The 17,261-nt window shown below is 74.4% G+C and carries 21 protein-coding genes and 1 pseudogene; 9 read left to right on the forward strand and 13 right to left on the reverse strand.

The window, feature by feature from the left end:
* Window positions 1-283 precede the first annotated feature (283 nt).
* Window positions 284-739: a MarR family winged helix-turn-helix transcriptional regulator gene (locus ACFVUY_RS25355; protein WP_387691717.1), complete on the reverse strand. Its 456-nt coding sequence runs from the start codon at window positions 737-739 to the stop codon at window positions 284-286.
* Window positions 740-927: 188 nt separating this feature from the next.
* Between ACFVUY_RS25355 and ACFVUY_RS25360 the strand changes: the two genes are divergently transcribed.
* Window positions 928-2,394 (forward strand): MFS transporter, encoded by a 1,467-nt coding sequence (locus tag ACFVUY_RS25360; RefSeq protein WP_387691881.1) that lies wholly within the window; start codon window positions 928-930, stop codon window positions 2,392-2,394.
* A gap of 121 nt (window positions 2,395-2,515) precedes the next feature.
* Here the strand turns inward: ACFVUY_RS25360 and ACFVUY_RS25365 are convergent, their stop codons facing one another.
* The gene (locus ACFVUY_RS25365) at window positions 2,516-3,361 is read right to left on the reverse strand and encodes an SDR family oxidoreductase (RefSeq protein ID WP_387733495.1); all 846 of its coding nucleotides are present in this window, start codon (window positions 3,359-3,361) and stop codon (window positions 2,516-2,518) included.
* Between the two features lie 117 nt (window positions 3,362-3,478).
* Between ACFVUY_RS25365 and ACFVUY_RS25370 the strand changes: the two genes are divergently transcribed.
* The 3 genes from ACFVUY_RS25370 (at window position 3,479) to ACFVUY_RS25380 (ending at window position 5,366) form a co-directional block, all read left to right on the forward strand.
* Window positions 3,479-4,069: a TetR/AcrR family transcriptional regulator gene (locus tag ACFVUY_RS25370; protein ID WP_387733497.1), complete on the forward strand. Its 591-nt coding sequence runs from the start codon at window positions 3,479-3,481 to the stop codon at window positions 4,067-4,069.
* A gap of 235 nt (window positions 4,070-4,304) precedes the next feature.
* Complete coding sequence (locus tag ACFVUY_RS25375; protein WP_359901929.1) at window positions 4,305-5,027, forward strand: hypothetical protein; 723 nt, start codon at window positions 4,305-4,307, stop codon at window positions 5,025-5,027.
* A gap of 147 nt (window positions 5,028-5,174) precedes the next feature.
* Window positions 5,175-5,366, forward strand: a complete 192-nt coding sequence (locus ACFVUY_RS25380) for a hypothetical protein (protein ID WP_387733499.1) — start codon at window positions 5,175-5,177, stop codon at window positions 5,364-5,366.
* Here the strand turns inward: ACFVUY_RS25380 and ACFVUY_RS25385 are convergent.
* The 3 genes and pseudogenes from ACFVUY_RS25385 to ACFVUY_RS25395 form a co-directional block, all read right to left on the reverse strand.
* Window positions 5,310-5,522: pseudogene (locus tag ACFVUY_RS25385) on the reverse strand (NmrA family NAD(P)-binding protein); the annotation flags it as partial. The gene ACFVUY_RS25380 and the pseudogene ACFVUY_RS25385 overlap by 57 nt on opposite strands.
* Window positions 5,465-6,046: a hypothetical protein gene (locus ACFVUY_RS25390; protein ID WP_387733501.1), complete on the reverse strand. Its 582-nt coding sequence runs from the start codon at window positions 6,044-6,046 to the stop codon at window positions 5,465-5,467. The gene ACFVUY_RS25390 and the pseudogene ACFVUY_RS25385, both read right to left, overlap by 58 nt.
* A gap of 59 nt (window positions 6,047-6,105) precedes the next feature.
* On the reverse strand, window positions 6,106-7,092 hold the full coding sequence (locus ACFVUY_RS25395) for a zinc-binding alcohol dehydrogenase family protein (RefSeq protein ID WP_387733504.1): 987 nt from the start codon (window positions 7,090-7,092) through the stop codon (window positions 6,106-6,108).
* Window positions 7,093-7,201: 109 nt separating this feature from the next.
* Between ACFVUY_RS25395 and ACFVUY_RS25400 the strand changes: the two genes are divergently transcribed.
* Window positions 7,202-7,537 (forward strand): ArsR/SmtB family transcription factor, encoded by a 336-nt coding sequence (locus tag ACFVUY_RS25400; protein ID WP_387691728.1) that lies wholly within the window; start codon window positions 7,202-7,204, stop codon window positions 7,535-7,537.
* A gap of 76 nt (window positions 7,538-7,613) precedes the next feature.
* Here the strand turns inward: ACFVUY_RS25400 and ACFVUY_RS25405 are convergent, their stop codons facing one another.
* Both ACFVUY_RS25405 and ACFVUY_RS25410 read right to left on the reverse strand, forming a co-directional pair.
* Entirely contained in the window at window positions 7,614-9,419 is a 1,806-nt protein-coding gene (locus tag ACFVUY_RS25405; RefSeq protein ID WP_387733506.1) for a hypothetical protein, read from the reverse strand.
* Between the two features lie 265 nt (window positions 9,420-9,684).
* Entirely contained in the window at window positions 9,685-10,452 is a 768-nt protein-coding gene (locus ACFVUY_RS25410; protein ID WP_387691733.1) for a CDP-alcohol phosphatidyltransferase family protein, read from the reverse strand.
* 386 nt (window positions 10,453-10,838) lie between these two features.
* Here ACFVUY_RS25410 and ACFVUY_RS25415 point away from each other — a divergent pair, with 386 nt between their 5' ends.
* Both ACFVUY_RS25415 and ACFVUY_RS25420 read left to right on the forward strand, forming a co-directional pair.
* Window positions 10,839-11,414 (forward strand): NUDIX hydrolase, encoded by a 576-nt coding sequence (locus ACFVUY_RS25415; protein WP_387733509.1) that lies wholly within the window; start codon window positions 10,839-10,841, stop codon window positions 11,412-11,414.
* A gap of 111 nt (window positions 11,415-11,525) precedes the next feature.
* Window positions 11,526-12,215 carry an HAD family hydrolase gene (locus tag ACFVUY_RS25420; protein WP_387691737.1) on the forward strand — a complete coding sequence of 230 codons (690 nt, stop codon included), beginning with the start codon at window positions 11,526-11,528 and terminating at the stop codon, window positions 12,213-12,215.
* 64 nt (window positions 12,216-12,279) lie between these two features.
* On the opposite strand, the gene ACFVUY_RS25425 is transcribed toward ACFVUY_RS25420, so the two are convergent.
* From ACFVUY_RS25425 to ACFVUY_RS25445, 5 genes are all read right to left on the reverse strand, one after another.
* Window positions 12,280-12,987, reverse strand: coding sequence for a YidC/Oxa1 family membrane protein insertase (locus ACFVUY_RS25425; protein ID WP_387691739.1), 708 nt, complete (start codon window positions 12,985-12,987; stop codon window positions 12,280-12,282).
* Between the two features lie 83 nt (window positions 12,988-13,070).
* Window positions 13,071-13,364 (reverse strand): DUF6412 domain-containing protein, encoded by a 294-nt coding sequence (locus tag ACFVUY_RS25430; RefSeq protein WP_380538978.1) that lies wholly within the window; start codon window positions 13,362-13,364, stop codon window positions 13,071-13,073.
* A 95-nt stretch (window positions 13,365-13,459) separates the two neighbouring features.
* On the reverse strand, window positions 13,460-13,990 hold the full coding sequence (locus ACFVUY_RS25435; protein ID WP_387733512.1) for a hypothetical protein: 531 nt from the start codon (window positions 13,988-13,990) through the stop codon (window positions 13,460-13,462).
* Window positions 13,987-15,387, reverse strand: coding sequence for a hypothetical protein (locus ACFVUY_RS25440; RefSeq protein WP_387691743.1), 1,401 nt, complete (start codon window positions 15,385-15,387; stop codon window positions 13,987-13,989). The genes ACFVUY_RS25435 and ACFVUY_RS25440 overlap by 4 nt, the downstream gene beginning before the upstream one ends.
* A gap of 3 nt (window positions 15,388-15,390) precedes the next feature.
* Window positions 15,391-15,804 carry a hypothetical protein gene (locus tag ACFVUY_RS25445; protein WP_387733515.1) on the reverse strand — a complete coding sequence of 138 codons (414 nt, stop codon included), beginning with the start codon at window positions 15,802-15,804 and terminating at the stop codon, window positions 15,391-15,393.
* Between the two features lie 137 nt (window positions 15,805-15,941).
* Here ACFVUY_RS25445 and ACFVUY_RS25450 point away from each other — a divergent pair, with 137 nt between their 5' ends.
* Together ACFVUY_RS25450 and ACFVUY_RS25455 are read left to right on the forward strand one after the other, a co-directional pair.
* The gene (locus ACFVUY_RS25450) at window positions 15,942-16,226 is read left to right on the forward strand and encodes a type II toxin-antitoxin system Phd/YefM family antitoxin (protein WP_063349249.1); all 285 of its coding nucleotides are present in this window, start codon (window positions 15,942-15,944) and stop codon (window positions 16,224-16,226) included.
* Window positions 16,227-16,260: 34 nt separating this feature from the next.
* Window positions 16,261-16,641, forward strand: a complete 381-nt coding sequence (locus ACFVUY_RS25455) for a type II toxin-antitoxin system VapC family toxin (protein WP_387733518.1) — start codon at window positions 16,261-16,263, stop codon at window positions 16,639-16,641.
* Here the strand turns inward: ACFVUY_RS25455 and ACFVUY_RS25460 are convergent.
* Window positions 16,628-17,230 (reverse strand): hypothetical protein, encoded by a 603-nt coding sequence (locus ACFVUY_RS25460; protein WP_387733521.1) that lies wholly within the window; start codon window positions 17,228-17,230, stop codon window positions 16,628-16,630. The genes ACFVUY_RS25455 and ACFVUY_RS25460 overlap by 14 nt on opposite strands.
* Window positions 17,231-17,261: the final 31 nt, after the last annotated feature.

Genomic DNA, 17,261 nt, shown 5'->3' on the forward strand with positions numbered 1-17,261 from the left:
GGCGCCCCCCCCCGCCCCCCCCCCGGCGCCCCCCCCCCCCCCCCCCCGCCCCCCGCCCCCCCCCCCCCCGGGGGGGGCCCCCCCCCCCCCGGGGGGGGGGGGGGGCGGCCCCCCCCCCCCCCGCGGCCCTTCGGCGTTCTGGGCCAGGGGTCGGACCAGTTGAAGCACGGCTTGCCCAGCAGCGCCGTCAGTTCGTCGAGTGTTGCCATCCTCTCCCCGTGACGCGTGGAACCGGTCGCAGGCTACGACCTTCCACTGACACGGGAGGGGCGACCCCGGCGTCTCAACTCCGGGGCCAGGGGCGCCCGTCGAGCCGCTCGATGCCGGTGTTGAAGCGGCGCAGGAAGCCGGCGAAGGAGGCTATGTCCTCCTCCGGCCAGTCCGTCATCACGAGGTTCAGCGCCCGTACGTGGGCCTCGCGTTCCGCTTCCAGCCGGTTCCGGCCCTCCTCGGTGAGGCGGAACTTGCGGGCGATGCCGCCGTCCGGGTCCGGGATGCGTTCGAGCAGTCCCGCGCTCTTCAGGGCCGCGGTCTGCCGGTTGAGGGTGGAGACGTCCAGGGCGAAGGCGTCGCTCAACTGCCCGATGGACATGGGCCCCTCGGCGTCGACCCGGCTGAGCAGGATGTAGGAACTGCGTTCGAGCTGGCTGCCCTCGGGGCGGGCGTTGACCTGGCTCAGGTCGCGGTGCCGGGCGAACACCAGGAATTCGAGGGCGACCTCGTGCGTGGGGCTGGTCATGTCGAAGTCCCTTCATCACCGCTTCGACCTGCGGGTTCTCCGTGGATCACCTTTCAGTATGCCAGAGGTATGCGCGGCCCACATGATGTGCATGATGCACATCATGTGTAAGCTGACCATTCTGTGTTCCATGCACATTGTGTGTTTTCTGCACACTCCTGCTCTTCGACTGCCCGAGGAGGCCCGTCATCAACGGCCCCGCCCCCACCCCCCGCACCGGTCCGATCGTGGCGGTGCTCGCCTTCACCGGCACCGTCGCCGCGATCATGCAGACCCTGGTCACCCCACTGATCAGCGAGCTCCCGCAACTCCTGCACACCAGCGCGTCCAACGCCTCCTGGGTCATCACCGCGACCCTGCTCTCCGCCGCCGTCTTCGTCCCGATCAGCGGCCGCCTCGGTGACCTGCTCGGCAAGCGGACGATGCTCATCGCCTCCTGCGTCCCGCTGCTGCTCGGCTCGGTCCTGTGCGCGGTGGCCGACTCCGTGGTGCCGATGATCGCCGGCCGGGCGCTGCAGGGCATGGGCATGGGCCTGGTGCCGATCGGCATCAGCCTGCTGCGCGACGTCCTGCCGCCCGAGCGGCTCGGCTCGGCGATCGCCCTGGTCAGCGCCTCCATGGGCATCGGCGGCGGCCTCGGCCTGCCGATCGCGGCCGGCGTCGCCGACTACGCCAGCTGGCGCGTGCTGTTCTGGGGCACCGCCGTGCTGACCGTCGGCATCATCGGCATGCTCTGGACCGTCATCCCGGCCCCCGCCGCGGACGGCCGCCCCGCCGGCGGCCGCTTCGACTTCGTCGGCGCGATCGGCCTCAGCGTCGGCCTGGTCTGCCTGCTGCTGCCCGTCTCCAAGGGCGGGGACTGGGGCTGGGGCAGCACCCGCACCCTCGGCCTGTTCACCGCCTCCGCCGCGATCCTGATGCTCTGGGCCCGCTGGGAGCTGCGCGTCCCCGAGCCGCTGGTGGACCTGCGGGTCACCGCGCGGCCGCGGGTGCTGCTGACCAACGCCGCCTCCGTCCTGGTCGGCTTCGGCATGTACGCCCAGGCGCTGATCGTGCCGCAGCTGCTCATGCTGCCGAAGCTCACCGGCTACGGGCTGGGGCAGTCGATGCTGGCGATGGGCCTGTGGATGGCGCCCGGCGGGCTGATGATGATGGTCGTCTCCCCGTTCGGCGGCAAGCTGTCCGCCGCGCGCGGACCGAAGTTCACCCTGGCCGCCGGGGCGCTGACGATCGCCGTCGGCTACGGGCTGGCGCTGCCGCTGATGGGCTCCACCTGGGGCGTGCTGATCGTGACGATCGTCTGCAACAGCGGTGTCGGCCTGGCCTACGGTGCGATGCCCGCACTGATCATGAGCGCGGTGCCGCTGTCCGCGACGGCCTCGGCGAACAGCTTCAACACCCTGATGCGCTCGCTGGGCACCTCGGTGTCCGCCGCCGTGATGGGTGTGGTGCTGTCGCAGATGACCGTCGACCTGGGCGGGCACGCCCTGCCCTCGGAGGGCGGCTTCCGGGTCGGCCTGGTGATCGGCTGCGGCGTCGCGCTGATCGCGGCCGCCGTCGCCGCCGTCATCCCCGCGCCGCCCGCTCCCCAGCTGCGCGCCGTTCCCGCCCCGGAGGCGGGGGACGCCGAGGCGGCCAAGCCGGCCACGGCCTGAGGCCCGGCCGGGTGGGGCATGCCCGTTGCCCGCACGGGCGGGCCCGCCTGCCTGGGCCCGCCTGCCTGCGGGCCGCCCCGGGCGCGCTGTGCTCGCGCGCCCGGGGCGGGCCGCGCGGGCGCTACCGGAAGGCCGGCAGGTTGCGCTCGACCCAGGCCCGGAAGGGCGCGGCCGGGCGGTGCAGCACGGCCGCCACGTCGGGGCTGACCGCCTGCTCGGCGGGGAGCGGGAGGCCGAGGACGTCCAGCGTCCCGGCGATCACCTGCTCCGGCATGAACCGCGCCAGGTGGGCGTGGGCCTGCTCCCGGGACAGCTCCACGAAGGCCACCTCCTCGCCCAGGGCCTCGGCGATGACCTCGGCCTGCCGACGCGGTCCGATCGCCTCCGGTCCGGTCAGTTCGTAGGTGCGGCCGCCGTGCCCGTCCTCGCGCAGTACGGCGGCGGCGACCGCCGCGATGTCCGCCGGGTCGACCACGGGCAGCGCCACCTCGCCGAACGGCGCGAAGACCGTCCGCTCCGCCCGGACCGTCCCGGCCCAGGCGAAGGCGTTGGAGGCGAAGCCGCCGGGGCGCAGGACGGTGAAGTCCCGTCCGGAGGCGCGCACGGCGGCCTCGAACTCCCGCAGCCGCGCGTGCGAGGGTGCGTCCGGCCGGGTGGCGCCCACCTGCGAGGAGACCAGGACGATCCGCTCCACCCCGGCGGCCGCGACCGTCCTCAGCAGGGTTTCCGGGCGCTCGCCGTGGCTGTTGAGCTCGCCGCCCAGCAGGACGAACAGCGCGCGGGACCCTTCGAGGGCCGGGCGCAGGCCGGCGGCGTCGCCGAGGCCGCCCCGGGCCCAGCGGACCCCGGCCGCCGGGTGGGCGGGCTGGGGCTGCCGGGACACGGCGACCACCTGCTCGCCCGCCTCGGCCAGCAGCTCCACCAGCGTCCGGCCGATGTTGCCGGTCGCGCCCGTCACTGTGATCATTTCCGCCCCCAGGAGTGAGATGTCAGGAGTTGAGATGTGCGGTCGAGCCAGTGAGTTAGTTGGCTGACTGAGAAAGACCGTAGTCGCCTTCCCAGGCGGCTGTCTATAGTCAGTCGGGTGACTGACTCAGTGAACCGGCGCACGGCGGCGTCGCAGAAGCGCCGACGGCTCACCGCGGCCGCGGCCAAGGTCCTGCACGAGCAGGGCGTCGAGCGGACCACCCTCGCCGACATCGCGCGCGAGGCCGACGTCCCGGTCGGGAACGTCTACTACTACTTCAAGACCAAGGACGAGCTGGTCCGCGCCGCGCTCTCCGAGCACGGCGCACACCTGGACGAACTCACCGAGCGGCTGGAGCGGTCGCCCGACCCGCTGGACCGCCTCAAGGCGCTGGTCGAGGCCTGGGTCGGCCGGCGCGACGACGCCGCCCGGCACGGCTGCCCGACCGGCACCCTGGCCGTCGAGCTCGACAAGCGCGCCGACGGGGACCTCGACGCGGAGGCCGGCGCGATGATCCGGCGGCTGCTCGACTGGGTCGCGGGCCAGTTCCGCGAGCTGGGGCTGCCCGACCCGGACGGCCTGGCCCTCACCCTGGTCGCCGGCTACCAGGGCATGTCCCTGCTCGCCAACGCGCTGCGCGACCCGGAGGTCATGACGCGCGAAGGGGACCGCCTGCTGCGCTGGCTCGACTCCCTGCGAGCCGCGTAGGTCCGGACAGGGCTGCTCGGCACCGGCCCGGCCGGTCCGTGCCTCGTGCCGGGGCCGCCGCACCCGACCTGTCCGGGCCGCCGCGCCCGACCCGTCCGGGGCCGCGACGCACCGCCCGTGCGCGGCCCGCCCACTCGGACGGGTCAGGAGCTGTCGCTGTGGAGCGCGATGTTGCCAAGCATGGGGACGTACGGGCCCCTCGGCCGCCGAACACCGACCAGGAGAGGGATCCTCGGTGCGTGAACTCCACAGTCCCCCCAGCCACGGCCCCGGCCACCGTCCGCTGCCGGGGCGCCCGCCGCTCGGCCGCTCCCAGGGCGGCGACCGGCGACCTGGCCGCAGCTGGACCCCGCAGCGCACGATCGCGCTGATCGCGGCGGCGTCCGGCGCCGTCGTGCTCGTGGCCTGCAGCAGCAGCTCGTCGGGCACGTCGGCCGGCTCGCCGTCCGCCACCCTGCCCAATGCCAGCGCCTTCTCCGGCGAGCCGCCCTCCGCCATCGCCTCCGCCGCGCAGTCGCTGCTGGCCTCGGCGTCGGCCGCGGCGGTCTCGGCGTCGGCGGCCGCCTCCGAGGCCGCCGCCTCCCTCTCCGCGGCGGCGTCCTCCTTCCAGGCGTCCGTGTCGGCGCAGCAGGCGGCGACCCGGGAGAAGGCCGCCTCGGTGCTCAGCGGGGTGACGGACGGGGGCAACGCGCTGAACGACGTCACCATCACCGGCCTTCCCCGGCAGAGCACCGGCGGCCTGCACGCCGTGGTCGTCACGATCCAGAACCCGGGGCCCAACGCGGCCTCCTACGCGGTTCAGGTCGACTTCACCGACTCCAGCGGCAAGGCCGTGGACAGCTCGATCGTCGGCGCCGAGAACGTCCCGGCGAACGGCAAGGCCCAGCCCGTCGCCTTCAGCAGGCAGCCGGCCGACCAGCCGCTGACGCCCGTGGTGGTCAAGGCCGTCCGCTACTGACGTCCCACGGTGCGGCCCGACGGCCCGACGGCCCGACGGCCCGCCCGGCGGCCCGGCACGCGGCCGCCGGGCTACCGGAAGTCCGCCGTGTGATCCCGCGCCCGGTCGCGGACGTCGCGCGGCGGACGCCCGAGCACCTCCCGCACGGTGCCGGTCACCCGCTCCGGTTCCCGCGCGAACGACTCCCAGGCGCGCAGCCGGGCGTCCACGAACGCCGCGTTCCCCCAGGCTCTCGGGCTCCGCCAGGTCGCCCTGGACGGCCTCGACCCCCGCGGGCAGTACGGTCTCCGCGGCACCGCGCACCAACGCCCGTACCGCGTGGCCGCCTTCGACCGGTGAGGCCACAACGTGCCTGCCCGCACTGCCGGTTGCGCCGATCACCGGAATCCCGGTCAGGCCCGGCCCAGCGTCGCCCGGGCGGGGGCTGTGCCCGGGGACTACCAGCCGTGCTCCACCGGCCCGACGGGTGCCAGCCCGACCTGCCGGGCCAGCCACTCGGCGCGCTCGACGTCGCCCTGGCGGAAGTGGATGAACAGGGTGTGGCCGTCCGCGGGCCGGTCGAAGTCGACGTTGTCGCTGCTGAGGGCGATCTGGACACCGGCGTCCTTGGCGCGGACGTCCAGGCCGAGTTCGGGGGCGGCCGGCCAGGCGAAGCCGTCCCAGGACAGCGAAGCGGGCGAGGAGCCGAGGAGGGCGAGGAACCTGTCCTCGATCGATCCGGCGGGCCGCTCGTCCAGTTGGAACCCGAACGGGGCCAGTGCGTCCACCCGGGGATCGCCCGCCGCCAACAGCCGTCGGAGCTCGTCGGTCCCGACGGTCCGCTCCTGGCCGCCCGGGTGCACGTGGTCGGGAAAGGCCTCGAACAGCCGCCGGGCCTCCGCCGCCGTGAGCTCGTCCGCGTACGCGTTCGCCTCCGTCGAGTGCCGGTGCACGGTGATGCCCAGCAGCCGTTGGGCGGCGTCGTAGGCGACCCACCGGTTGGTGGTGCGCAGGACCGGAAGGACGTGCGAGGTGCTCATGGCGGTGAGTCAAACAGACCGGGCACGGAGCGTCATGCGGATTCTCCGGGCGGCCGGGCTCAGCCGCCGACGCGCACCACGTACTTGCCGGTCGCCAGCCCGTCCTGCATGGCGTCGTGGGCGGCCGGGACGGCGTCGAGGCCGGGCAGTTCGGTGACCGGCAGTTCGAGGCCCCCGTCGGCGAGCAGGTCGAGGGCCCGACGGATGGCGCGGGCCAGCCGCTCGGGGGCGGTGGCGGCCAGGCCGCGGTGGCTGAAGCCGGTGACGGTCAGGTTGCCCGCCATCAGGCGGCCGAGCGGGGGCAGGTCGGCGACGGTTCCGCCGCCCGCGTTGCCGAACAGCACGATCCGCGCGCCGGGCGCCGCCACGGCGAGGTCGAGGTCGAGCGCCGCGGTGCCCAGCGGGTCGAGCACCAGGTCGACGCCCCGGCCGCCGGTGGTGGCGCGAATCGCCTCGGCCGCCTCGTCGGTACGGGCGAGGGCGTGGTCGTAGCCGGAGGCGATCGCCGCCGCGGCCTTCTCCGGCCGGCCGACCGTGCCGATCAGCCGGCCGCCGCCGAGCAGCGGGACGAGCCGGGCGACGGCGTTGCCGATCCCGCCGCCCGCCGAGTGGACGAGGACGGTGTCCCCGGCGGTGAAGCGGCCCGCGTCGGTCAGCAGCAGCACCGAGGTGGCCAGGCCCAGCGGGACGGCGGCGGCCTCGCGCAGCGCCACCCCGTCCGGGAGCGGCACGGTGAGCGCGGCCTCCGCGACCACCACCTCGGCCAGGCCGGCGCCGACCGGCGCGGCGACCACGCGGTCGCCCACCGCGAGTCCGGTGACGCCGGCGCCGAGCGCGCGGACCGTGCCGGAGACCTCCTTGCCGGGCCGGTACGGCCAGTCGGCGGCGTACGCGGCGTCCCCGCGGCGGGTCATCACGTCCACGAAGTTCAGTCCGGCGTAGGCGACGTCGATCGCCACCTGCCCCGGTCCGGGGTGCGGCGCCGCGATCTCCTGGACCCGCGAGTTCTCGGCTCCACCGGGTGCGGTCATCACCAGTGCGCGCATGTCGGTCCCCCTCGACTACGATGTTCGACGAACGACGAAGTTGGTGCGGGTCAGTGGTACCACGCCATTTCCATGGATGTCGAACATCGCAGATCGGAGAGGTCGACCCATGCCCCGCAGCACCCGCCGCCGACCGGCGCTCGCGCACCCCGCGACCGAGGAGATCGACCTCTTCGACGTCCTGCACGCGCTCTCCGACCCCACCCGGATGACCATCGTCCGCATTCTGCGCACCGAGCCCGAGCGGGCCTGCGGCACCTTCCCGGTGGACGTCGCGCCCTCCACCCTGAGCCACCACTTCAAGGTGCTGCGCGAGTCCGGCCTGATCGCCCAGCGCGAGGAGGCCAACAGGCGCTTCTCCGCCCTGCGCGCCGTCGACCTGGAGCGGCGCTTCCCCGGCCTGCTCGACACCGTGCTCGCCGCGCATGCCCGTACGGCGGGCTAGCGGCCGGGGCGTCCGGCGCCGGGCGTCCGGCGTCGGGTGTTCGGCGCCTGCCCGGTCCCGGGTGTCCGGCGCCCGCTCAACGCCGGTGCCAGACAGCCCAGTTCTGCCCGGCGTCGAACCGCTCGACGTACCAGTCGGCGGGGTGCCCGGGCCAGTAGGCCTCCGGCGGCCTCCCCGCCTCGGGCAGCGGGAGGACCATGACGTTCGCCTCCGCCGGGACGGGCTGCCAGCGGGGGTCGCGGAACCAGACCCGACCGCGGTAGATCTCGAAGGTCTGGGTGGCGCGCAGCGACCAGTCGACATCCCAGGCGAACACCACGTTGTCGTCCGCGGTGATCCCGGAGGCACGGGTGAAGCCGGTCGCCAGACCTTCCCGCCCCACCGCGTGCGGCCGGGCGACCTGCGCGGTGATCGTCGAGGTCGCGAAGGCGGCGAACAGCGCCAGCGAGACGCCGAGCGCCCCGAGCACCCGGCGCCCCCCGCTGTTGCGGACCAGCACCACCGTGCCGAGCGCGAACACCACGGCGGCGCAGGTGCGGGGCAGGTCGATCCGGCCCCAGTCCGCGGCCAGGAACGAGACGTCGGGCAGGGTCCAGGGGATGAACATCGACGTGTGCAGCCGCTCGCCGGCCGCCAGCGCCACGACCCCGGCGAGCAGCAGGACGAGCCCGGCCGCCACCGCCGCCGTCCGGACCAGTGCCCGGCGCCCGTACCCGGCGAGCACCGCGACGCCCGCCACGAAGGCCGCCGGGACGAGATAGGAGGTGTAACGGGCGTACACCCAGTCGTCGACCCGGCCGTCCAGCGGCAGGGCGGCGGAGGCGGCCAGGGCCGTGCCGAACAGCAGCGCCACCAGCACGCCGCCGGTGATCCGCAGCGCCCGCGGTGGGCGGCGGTCGAACACCGCGCCCAGGCAGGCGACGACGGCGAGTCCGCCGATCCCCCAGGTGGAGGCGATGAAGTACCAGACCTGGCCGGCGGCCCGCGCGAGGGTCTGTACGGCGATCGCCGGATCGGTCAGGCCCTTCCAGAGGGAGCCGCCGACATCGCTGTCCGGGACGGTGAACTGCGCGTGCAGCCAGGCCGACAGCAACTCGGCGCCGAGCACGCCGAGGCCGAGTGCCGCGAGCCCGGCCGCCGTGGCGCGCCAGGGCGCCCGGCGCAGCAGCAGGACGCCGAGGAGGACGGCGGCGGTGAGCGCGACCACCACGCCGCCGCGGTCGTGCACCGCCATCGCACAACCGGCCGACGCCCCCGCCCCGACGGCGTGCCAGGCGCGCCGCCGCAGCGGGCCGTCGGCCAGCCAGCCGTGCAGGCAGAGCAGCCAGGCGAGCACCAGGACGGGCAGTACGGCGTCGGTCATCACGAACTGCGAGTAGAAGACCACCGGCGGCAGCAGCGCGGTCGCGGCGCCGAAGGCGTAGGAGCGGTGGCGGTTCAGGCCGAGGCGGCGCAGTGCGACGTAGGCGAGCGGGAAGACCAGCGCGTTGACGGCGGCGTTGACGCCCATGACCAGGTGGTAGGCGGTCGCCGGGTCGTCGGCCAGGCGCAGGGCGGGGGATATCAGCAGGGGGTAGCCGCCGGGGACGACCACGCCGACCGGGATCTCGGTGGCCGAGCCGCCGGCCAGCACCCGGGCCAGGGCGAGATAGGAGTCCTCGTCGGGGTGGACCGACGGGAAGCTCATGGACCGGACGAGGACGAGCCGGAACAGCAGCTCGGCGAGGTAGCCGGCGAGCAGCACGGCGGCGGGCCGGGTGGCGGCCGTCCGGACGGCGGCGGCGCGGGCGGTGGTGAGCAGGGCCGGGGCGGGCCGGTCCTGGGCGGGCCGGTCCTGGGTGGGCCGGGGAGGGTGCGGCCGGGTCGTCGTGCGGGGTGGCATGGGAGTGCCCCCTTCTGTCGGACTGTCGGACGACTGCATATGTCGATGGACTGCATATGTAGTCCGACTGGTTCCGAAGAGGGGGAGGTTCCTGGGATCCGTCCGGGCCGACCGGTCGCCGCGAAGTCTGGCACGACCTGGCACGGCGGCGACGCGGCGGCGGTAGTGGCGGGCCCGCCGCGTCCGCCCGGCGACGGGCTCGGCGCCGGCCCCTCCCCGGGCGGGGGAGGGACGCGTCAACCCGCCGTGAGTGCGCCCCGGCCGCTCAGCGCAGCCGCGAGGAGGACAGGATCGACGCCAGGTGCGCGACCACCATGCCCCAGGTGATCACCGCGATGCCGGCGAGCGTCCACCGGGTGGCGTCCAGATTGCCGAGCCCGGCGTCCACCACGGCCGCCGCCAGCAGTACCAGCGAGGCCTCGATGCCGTTCGTCACCCGGTGGATCTTGAACAGCGAGGCGACCTTGCGGGCCGTCGCGATGCCCTGGGAGCGCGGCTGCGTCGACTCCTCGGTGGCCGGAAGCTGCCCGCTGCGGGCCCGGGCCACGTCCACCAGGTCCGTCGACGCCTTGAGCAGCACCACGCCCAGCGCGGCCGCCAGCCCCGCCGACACCCACAGCTCCGAGCCGCCGCGCGCCGCCCGTACGCCCGCGCCGATCATCAGTGCGGCGTCCGCCAGGTAGGCGCCGAGCCGGTCCACGTACACCCCGGCCATGCTGAACTGGCGCTTCCAGCGCGCCACTTCGCCGTCCACGCAGTCGAACAGCAGGAACAGCTGGAACAGCACGACGGCCAGCGCCGCGCCGGTCACGCCCGGGATCAGCAGGGCCGCGCCGCCGCCGACCCCGCACACCACCATCACCCAGGTGAGGGTGTTCGGCGACACCGAGGTGCGCACCAGCTGCCGGGTGGTCCGCAGTGAGACGGCCCGCATGTACAGCCGGCCCGCCCAGTGCTCGCCGTTGCGGCTCTGAAGCTTGGCCTGCGGCTGGCACACCTCGCGCAGCTCGGCGAGCGCCGGAGCAGCCACCATGACGACATCCCTCCACCTGTCCCGAAACGATCACCACAGGCTACGGCCTCCGAGGAAACGCCCGGACCAGCCGGTATGCCGCCGGCGGTACGGGAGGTGTCCTCCGGGGGAACGTCTGCCGCGGACGTCCGCGGACGTCCGCGGACCGGGTGCGGACCGGGTGCGGACCGGCCGGGTACGGGTCCGCGCGGGCGTCGGTGGCCCCGTGCGGGTGGCGGGGAAAACCGGTGGGCCGCCCGAGCGCCCCCGGGCTAGGCTGCGCGGGTTCGCCGGAACCCGAAGCCCCGGGGCCGAACGCCCGCCCCGACCTCCCGCTCCCGCACGCCGGTTGACGCGGTCCGCGCGGCCCGCACGGTCTCCCGGAACGGAACGAGGAGCGCAGACCCATGGTGACCACGGGCAGCCCGTCACAGAGCCCCGACCAGGCCCGACTGCTGGACGACCACCGCCCGCAGGGCCCGGTGGAGACCGCCGACCACGAGCGGGCCCGCCGCCTCCTCGGCGTCGCCGACGCCTGGAACAGAAGCACCTTCCCGCTGCACTTCACCGCCTCCGCCCTGATCGTCCACCCGCCGACCCGCCGCGTCCTGCTGCGCTGGCACGTCCGCCAGCAGGCCTGGCTGCACGTCGGCGGCCACGGCGACCCGGGGGAGACCCGGCCGCTGGACATCGCCCTGCGCGAAGGCCTGGAGGAGACCGGCCTGACCGACCTCACCCCCTGGCCCGGCCCCGCCCTCGTCCACCTCGCCGTGGTGCCCGTCCCCGCCTCGCCCGCCGAACCCGCGCACGAGCACGCCGACCTGCGCTTCCTGCTGGCCACCGACACCCCGGAGCAGGCCCGGCCGGAGAACCCGGCGTCCCCGCTGGAGTGGCTCACCGTCGAGGAGGCCGGGCGGCGGACCACCGAGGAGAACCTCCGCGAGACCCTCCACCGCGCCGCCCGCCTGCTGCCGCCCGCCTGACCGGGCTCCACCGCCGCTCCTTTCCCGCGGCCCTTCCCTGCCGTCCTTTCCCACCGCCGTTCCCCGCCGCCGTTCCCTGCCGCCCGACCGACTTCCCCTGGAGACCATCGGATGATGCACACCGACCAGACCCTGATCTTCGACGCCGACGACACGCTCTGGGAGAACAACGTCCTCTTCGAGCGGGTCATCGACGGCTTCCTGGGCTGGGTCACCACCACCCCGGCCGAGCAGGAGCGCACCAGGGCCCTGCTGAACCGGATCGAGGCCGCCAACTCCGCCACCCTCGGCTACGGCGCCACCGTCTTCCGGCAGAGCCTCGCCGACTGCCTGGAGCAGCTCAACAGCCGCACCCCCACGGCCGCCGAGCAGACCCGGATCGACGACCTGCTCACCCCGCTGACCAGCCGCGACGTCGAACTGATCCCCGGTGTCGCCGACACCCTGGCCGCCCTCGCCGACCGCCACCACCTGCTGCTGCTCACCAAGGGCGACCAGGGCGAACAGCAGCGCAAGGTGACCGAGTCCACCATCGACCACCACTTCCGCGGCATCCACATCGTCGCCGAGAAGTCGGTCGACACCTACCGGCAGCTCACCGCCGACCTCGGCCTCGACCCCGGCCGGACCTGGATGATCGGCAACTCGCCCAAGTCCGACATCGCCCCCGCCCGCCGGGCGGGCCTGCGCACCGTCTTCATCCCGCACGAGCACACCTGGGTGCTGGAGCACGCGGAACTCGGCCCGGACGAGGCGACGCTGCAGCTCGGGACCTTCCCCGAACTGCTGCGCCACTTCTGACGACCGGGCCGTCGGGTCATCGCCCGTCGGGTCGTCGCTCGTCGGGTCGTCGGGCGATCGCCCGTCAGGCCAGCAGCGCGGCCGCCGGCACCGGCGCGCCGTCCCGGTACAGCCAGGCCCGCTCGGCGGCCGACCAGACACCGGCCGTCAGCAGGTACAGCACGGCGGCCACCGGCACCAGCGCCGCGAACAGCACCGACCCGAACGACAGGTACGGCAGCAGTCCCGCCCCCGGCTGCGGGGCGGGCTGCGCCGTCGCCTTCGCGGCCGCGGCCGCGCGTCGGGCCCGGCGGAAGTTGACGAAGCCGACCGCCGCCAGCCCGGCGAACAGCACCCCGAACACCGCCCACTGCCCGGCGCCGTGCGCACCCGTGACGTGCAGGCCCAGCGGCACACCGAACAGGGTGTGGTCCAGCAGATCGTTCGGCGTGGTGAACAGGCGGTACATCACCGAGAAGAACGGCACCTGCACCAGCAGCGGCAGACACCCCGCGAACGGCGACACCTGCTCCTTGCGGTACATCTCGGCCAGCGCCTCCCGCAGCCGCTCCGGCCGGTCCTTGTGCTTCCTCTGCAGCGCGGCGACCTTCGGCGCCAGCCGCGCCCGGGCCTTCTCCCCGCGCGCCGCCGCCCGCGCCAGCGGGTGCAGCGCCAGCCGGACGGCGACGGTGAACAGGACGATGGCGAGCGCGGTCGGCACCAGGTGGGCGACAGCGGCGACGACGGCGTGCGCCAGGGCGACGGCCGGGTCGAGAACGGCGAGTACGGACATGACGAAGCGAGCCCTCCGGGGTCTCAGGACATGAGTGAACGGCGGAGGACGGCTGCGAAGAACTGCCTACGGAAGAAAGGGGTTCACGCGGCCGCCAGGGCCGCCCCCGGCGCCCTCGGGCGTCGCCTGCCCCGGGCGTCCGGATCACGCTGCGGAAGGAACGCCGTACCGAACGCCCGACGCCGCAGCACCCCGCTGCGCACCGCTGCCGGCGCCCGCGCCCCCAGCAGCCGCGCCCCGGCCAGCGCCCCGGCGACCGCCCCGGCCACCAGCGCCACGGCCGCGACGGCGGCCACCGACGCCAGCGTCCCGCTGTCGGCCACCAACTCCCCGGTCAGCACCCGGAGCAGGCCCAGCAGCATCGCGACGACGGTCACGGCGCGCTCCCCCTCCCGGTGCCCCATCAGGTCCCTGACGTACCAGCAGGACGATCCTACGGCGCACCGGGTTCCCGCTCCATCGGGGAAATCCCCTATGGCGCGTCCATCGAGTACACCCACACCCGAGCGCCTCCGTCCGCCTCCGACGCCAGCCACAGCCTCGCCGCGAGCCGCTTGTTGTGCCCCGGCAGCGGCTCGGCGAGGAAGGAACCCTCCCTCAAGGGGCCCGCCGCCCCCGGATCCGGTGCACCCGCGTGCCGGAACCCTTCCAGCGCACCGCTGTCGACCGGGTTCCCGACGCTCGGCTTCACCGCCGCCCCGAGACCGGCCAGGAACCGCTCCTCCTCACCCGGCGGCAGCCGGAACGAGAGGTACGCGGTGTCGTCCTGGAACCCCTTCTGGTAGGCCCAACGGACCTCGCCCGCCGACGCGGGCGGCCGCACGCGCGAGAACTCCCCGACGAACTCCGACGTGACCGTCGTCCACGACCCGGGCCGCCCGCTGTCCGGCGCCGGATGCCGGTCCCACTCCCGCAGCCGGTGGAGCCCTCCCACGACTGCTCCCGCCAGCACCAGCGGCACCACGATCGCCAGCAGCAGCACCCACCATTGCTTCCGTGTCATGGCGTCCTTCCCCCGGGTGCGGTGGGTTCGTCGAGTCGGACGGTGATCGGCTTGGTCCTGCCGACGATGTCGAACTCCTGGGCCAGTCCCGTTTGGTGCAAGGTCGCCATGTCGTGGTCCGTGATGGTGGTTCCGGCGATCGGCGTGCTCTTGCCCTCGTCCCAGTTGTAGCGGTCCCAGACATTGACCTGGTACTGCAGTGACACCTGGGGCTTGCCGTCCGGCCCTGGGACGGCCGTCACCACTCCGGACGTGAGGTACTGGTGGCCTCCGATCGCGCGGTACCAGTTGAGATCGTCGAACCTCCGGGTGCCGACCGGACTCTCGACGGGGATCGCGACCGGCACTCCCCCCGACTTCTCGAACGCCTCCACTGCGGCCTGACGCCATGTGTCCCTGTTGGCGGCCAGCTGGGCATCCGCGCTCGCCCGGAAGCCGGCGTCGTCGCGAAGCATGGGCTCGACGGCCAGAATCAGGGGCTTTCCGTTGCCGTCCAGATAGTGCGCCATGTTGCGGGCGGCATCGGGGTAGCCGGCGAGCGCACCGCCGCCGACCATGCTCGCGACTTCGACCCGCACCATCTGTTCGGCCACGCCCGGTTCCCGGGTTCCCCATGGTCCGGCCCCCTTGTCGGGCGACGACCACTCGTACTCGGTCGGCTCCAGGGCCCCTGCCTTGATCAGGTTGTCCGCATCGGCCGAGAGCAGCCCGGCCCGTAGCGCGGGGTCGAGCGCGGCCCACCAGGCCTTCCGGGCCGCGGGATCGGTGGGCATGCCCATGGCCGTCTCCAGATCGCTCAGGGCGTTGGCGGCCCCGTCCGGATGCGTCGCCGGGTCGACCTCCTCCGGGTCGAGCGCGCGCAGGGCCGCGGCCACGGCGTTGTCGGCCTCGGTGGCCGCCGTCAGTGCCGCGGTCATGTCCTGGACGTGGTGCTGCAGTTCGTCCCACTTCCGCTTCCGGTAGGCGATCGCCTCGGGGTCGTTTCGCTCCTCGGGCGGCAGGTCGGGCAGGGTGACCGTGCCGTCGTCGGCCACGGTGGCGCCCAGGCCCTCGGCATCGCCGATCGCTCGCAGCAGCTTCTGCTGGGCCTCGGTGAAGGCCTTCCGGGCACGGTGCAGCGCGGCGGCGACGGCCAGCGCCTCGTAGTGGAAGGCGTGCAGTTCGTCGGCCAGGAAGCCGATCTCCCGTACGGCCTCATCGGCGGCCGCGCCGGTCCAGGGCCGGCTCCCGGCGGCCGGGGGCGCGTACGGGCCGCCGCCTCCCGAGAGGGGATGGAGCACACCGGACCGCAGCTGGCCGGCGAGGTGCTCCAGGTGGCCGGAGACGCCGTTCCAGGTGCCGCCCGCATGGTCGAGGGAGGCGAAGGAAGCGTGGCGGAGCAGGGCGAAGGTCACCATGGTTCACGGCCCCTTGAAGCCGGCCGCGGCGGCGCCGTCGGCCGCCCGGTAGCCGCGTGCGGTGGCGTCGAGGCGGTCCGCGGTCAGGCCGAGCCGGTTGTCGAGGCTGGTCCAGCGGGCCTTCCACCAGGTGAGCGCCTGCGACAGCGCGGGTCCGGTGGCGAATCCGCCGGCCAGGGCCTGGACCGCCGCGGCGGTGTCGGGTTCGACGCGGCCGACCGAGAACTGCAGCTCACCCCGCATCCGCCGCGATTCACCGGCGGCCTGCTGGAGCACGGCCGGCTGCACCAGGACGGACGGGCCCGCGGCGCCCGTCCAGGGCCCGGCCGTGCGGGGCGGGCTGACCGGATCCTGTGGTGGTGGCGCGTCCTGGCCGTAGAGCCAGGGATTCAGGTCCTTCTCGCTGGTTCCGGACACGACAGAAGCCCCCCTCTGTGCGAATGATCGGTGGTCGAACCTAGCCGATCGGGCGCGGGCGGGGGCGGGTTTCGGGGGAAGGGGCGGGGGTTGTTCGGGGTGTAGCCGGAGGGGCTACGCGGGGCTACCTTGGAAGGGTGAAGACGATTACCCAGCGGGAGTTCCGGAACAACTCCGCCGCGGTGATGGACGCGGTGGAGGCGGGCGAGACCTTCCACATCACCAGGAACGGGGTCGAGGTCGCCGAGCTGCGGCCGGTGTCCGGGCGTCGGCGGCTCACGGCGGAGGAGCTGGTGGCGCGGCACGTGAAGCTGCCGCGGGTGGACTACCAGCAGATGCGCAAGGAGGCCGAGGAGTACTTCGGGCCCGAGGAACTGGTCGGGGACGAGGGAGACGACCCGTTCGAGCGGCGGCGTGGCTGAGCGCCGCAGGGCGTCCCGGAGGCGGCCGGCCGGGGTGCTGGACACCTGCGTCTACATCGACCTGGCGCTGCTCAACGCGTCCGACCTGCCGGCGGTGCCGGAGCTGACCGCGATCACCTTCGCCGAGCTGCAGCAGGGCGTGTCGATGGCCCGGGACCCGGCCAGCCGGGCGGCCCGGCTGGAGGTGCTGGGCGCGGCGATGGCGGACTTCGACCCGCTGCCCTTCGACGCGGCGGCCGCCGCCCGCTACGGGACGCTGGTCACCCTCACCATCGCCGCCGGGCGGCAGCCGCGCCCGCGCCGGATAGACCTGATGATCGCCGCGGTCGCCTCGGCCCACGGGCTGCCGCTGTACACCCGCAACGTCGCGGACTTCCGGGGGCTGGGCGCGGCGGTGGAGGTCATCGGGGTGTGAGGGCGGCGGCCCCCTCCTGCTCGACCCGGTCGGCCAGGGCGGCCGCGTGCCGCAGTGCCGCCGCCCGGTCCCGGGTGCGCAGCAGGACGGTGTTGCCCCCGCGCTCGCCCCGGTCGCTCCCCGCCTTGGCGGCGACGGCCCAGAGCGGGCGGCCGAGCAGTTGCAGGACGAGCCAGCGGAGCCCGGAGTCCAGGCCCACGAGCACGGCGTACGGAACGAGGACGATCAGTCCTTCGCCGCTGCCCGGATCGACGTTCCGGAACGGGTTGTAGTCGTTCAGCCGCTTCCGGGTCGCCCTGAACCGCCCGAGCCACACCACCGCGATCCGTACGGTCACGGCGTCGGGCCCGGTGACGTCGATGTACCCGAGGGCGTCGGCTCCGGTCCGGCGGCCCTCCGCCCAGGCCGCCCGGTTCGCGGCGATGGAGGTGACCAGTTCGTGTTCGCGCGCCTCGGCCTGCTGCGCCTTCTGCCGCGCCTCGAACTCCGCGGTCCACGCGCTCTCGCGCTTCTTCTGTTCGGCGGACCACGCCCGTTCGCGGTCACGACGCTCGTCGGCGCCGATCTGCCGCCCCCGTTGACTGCTCATCCGCTCATCGTAGGAGGCGGGTCCGTGGGGG

Origin of the sequence: Kitasatospora sp. NPDC058063 (assembly GCF_042885395.1) — a bacterium.
GTDB classification, from domain to species: Bacteria; Actinomycetota; Actinomycetes; order Streptomycetales; family Streptomycetaceae; genus Kitasatospora; species Kitasatospora lactacystinica.

Excerpts from the sequence above, each read along its gene's own strand:
- ACFVUY_RS25355 (WP_387691717.1), bottom strand. The coding sequence starts at position 739 with ATGACCAGCCCCACGCACGAGGTCGCCCTCGAATTCCTGGTGTTCGCC.
- ACFVUY_RS25365 (WP_387733495.1), bottom strand. The coding sequence starts at position 3,361 with ATGATCACAGTGACGGGCGCGACCGGCAACATCGGCCGGACGCTGGTG.
- ACFVUY_RS25390 (WP_387733501.1), bottom strand. The coding sequence starts at position 6,046 with ATGAGCACCTCGCACGTCCTTCCGGTCCTGCGCACCACCAACCGGTGG.
- ACFVUY_RS25395 (WP_387733504.1), bottom strand. The coding sequence starts at position 7,092 with ATGCGCGCACTGGTGATGACCGCACCCGGTGGAGCCGAGAACTCGCGG.
- ACFVUY_RS25400 (WP_387691728.1), top strand. The coding sequence starts at position 7,202 with ATGCCCCGCAGCACCCGCCGCCGACCGGCGCTCGCGCACCCCGCGACC.
- ACFVUY_RS25405 (WP_387733506.1), bottom strand. The coding sequence starts at position 9,419 with ATGCCACCCCGCACGACGACCCGGCCGCACCCTCCCCGGCCCACCCAG.
- ACFVUY_RS25410 (WP_387691733.1), bottom strand. The coding sequence starts at position 10,452 with ATGGTGGCTGCTCCGGCGCTCGCCGAGCTGCGCGAGGTGTGCCAGCCG.
- ACFVUY_RS25415 (WP_387733509.1), top strand. The coding sequence starts at position 10,839 with ATGGTGACCACGGGCAGCCCGTCACAGAGCCCCGACCAGGCCCGACTG.
- ACFVUY_RS25420 (WP_387691737.1), top strand. The coding sequence starts at position 11,526 with ATGATGCACACCGACCAGACCCTGATCTTCGACGCCGACGACACGCTC.
- ACFVUY_RS25425 (WP_387691739.1), bottom strand. The coding sequence starts at position 12,987 with ATGTCCGTACTCGCCGTTCTCGACCCGGCCGTCGCCCTGGCGCACGCC.
- ACFVUY_RS25435 (WP_387733512.1), bottom strand. The coding sequence starts at position 13,990 with ATGACACGGAAGCAATGGTGGGTGCTGCTGCTGGCGATCGTGGTGCCG.
- ACFVUY_RS25440 (WP_387691743.1), bottom strand. The coding sequence starts at position 15,387 with ATGGTGACCTTCGCCCTGCTCCGCCACGCTTCCTTCGCCTCCCTCGAC.
- ACFVUY_RS25460 (WP_387733521.1), bottom strand. The coding sequence starts at position 17,230 with ATGAGCAGTCAACGGGGGCGGCAGATCGGCGCCGACGAGCGTCGTGAC.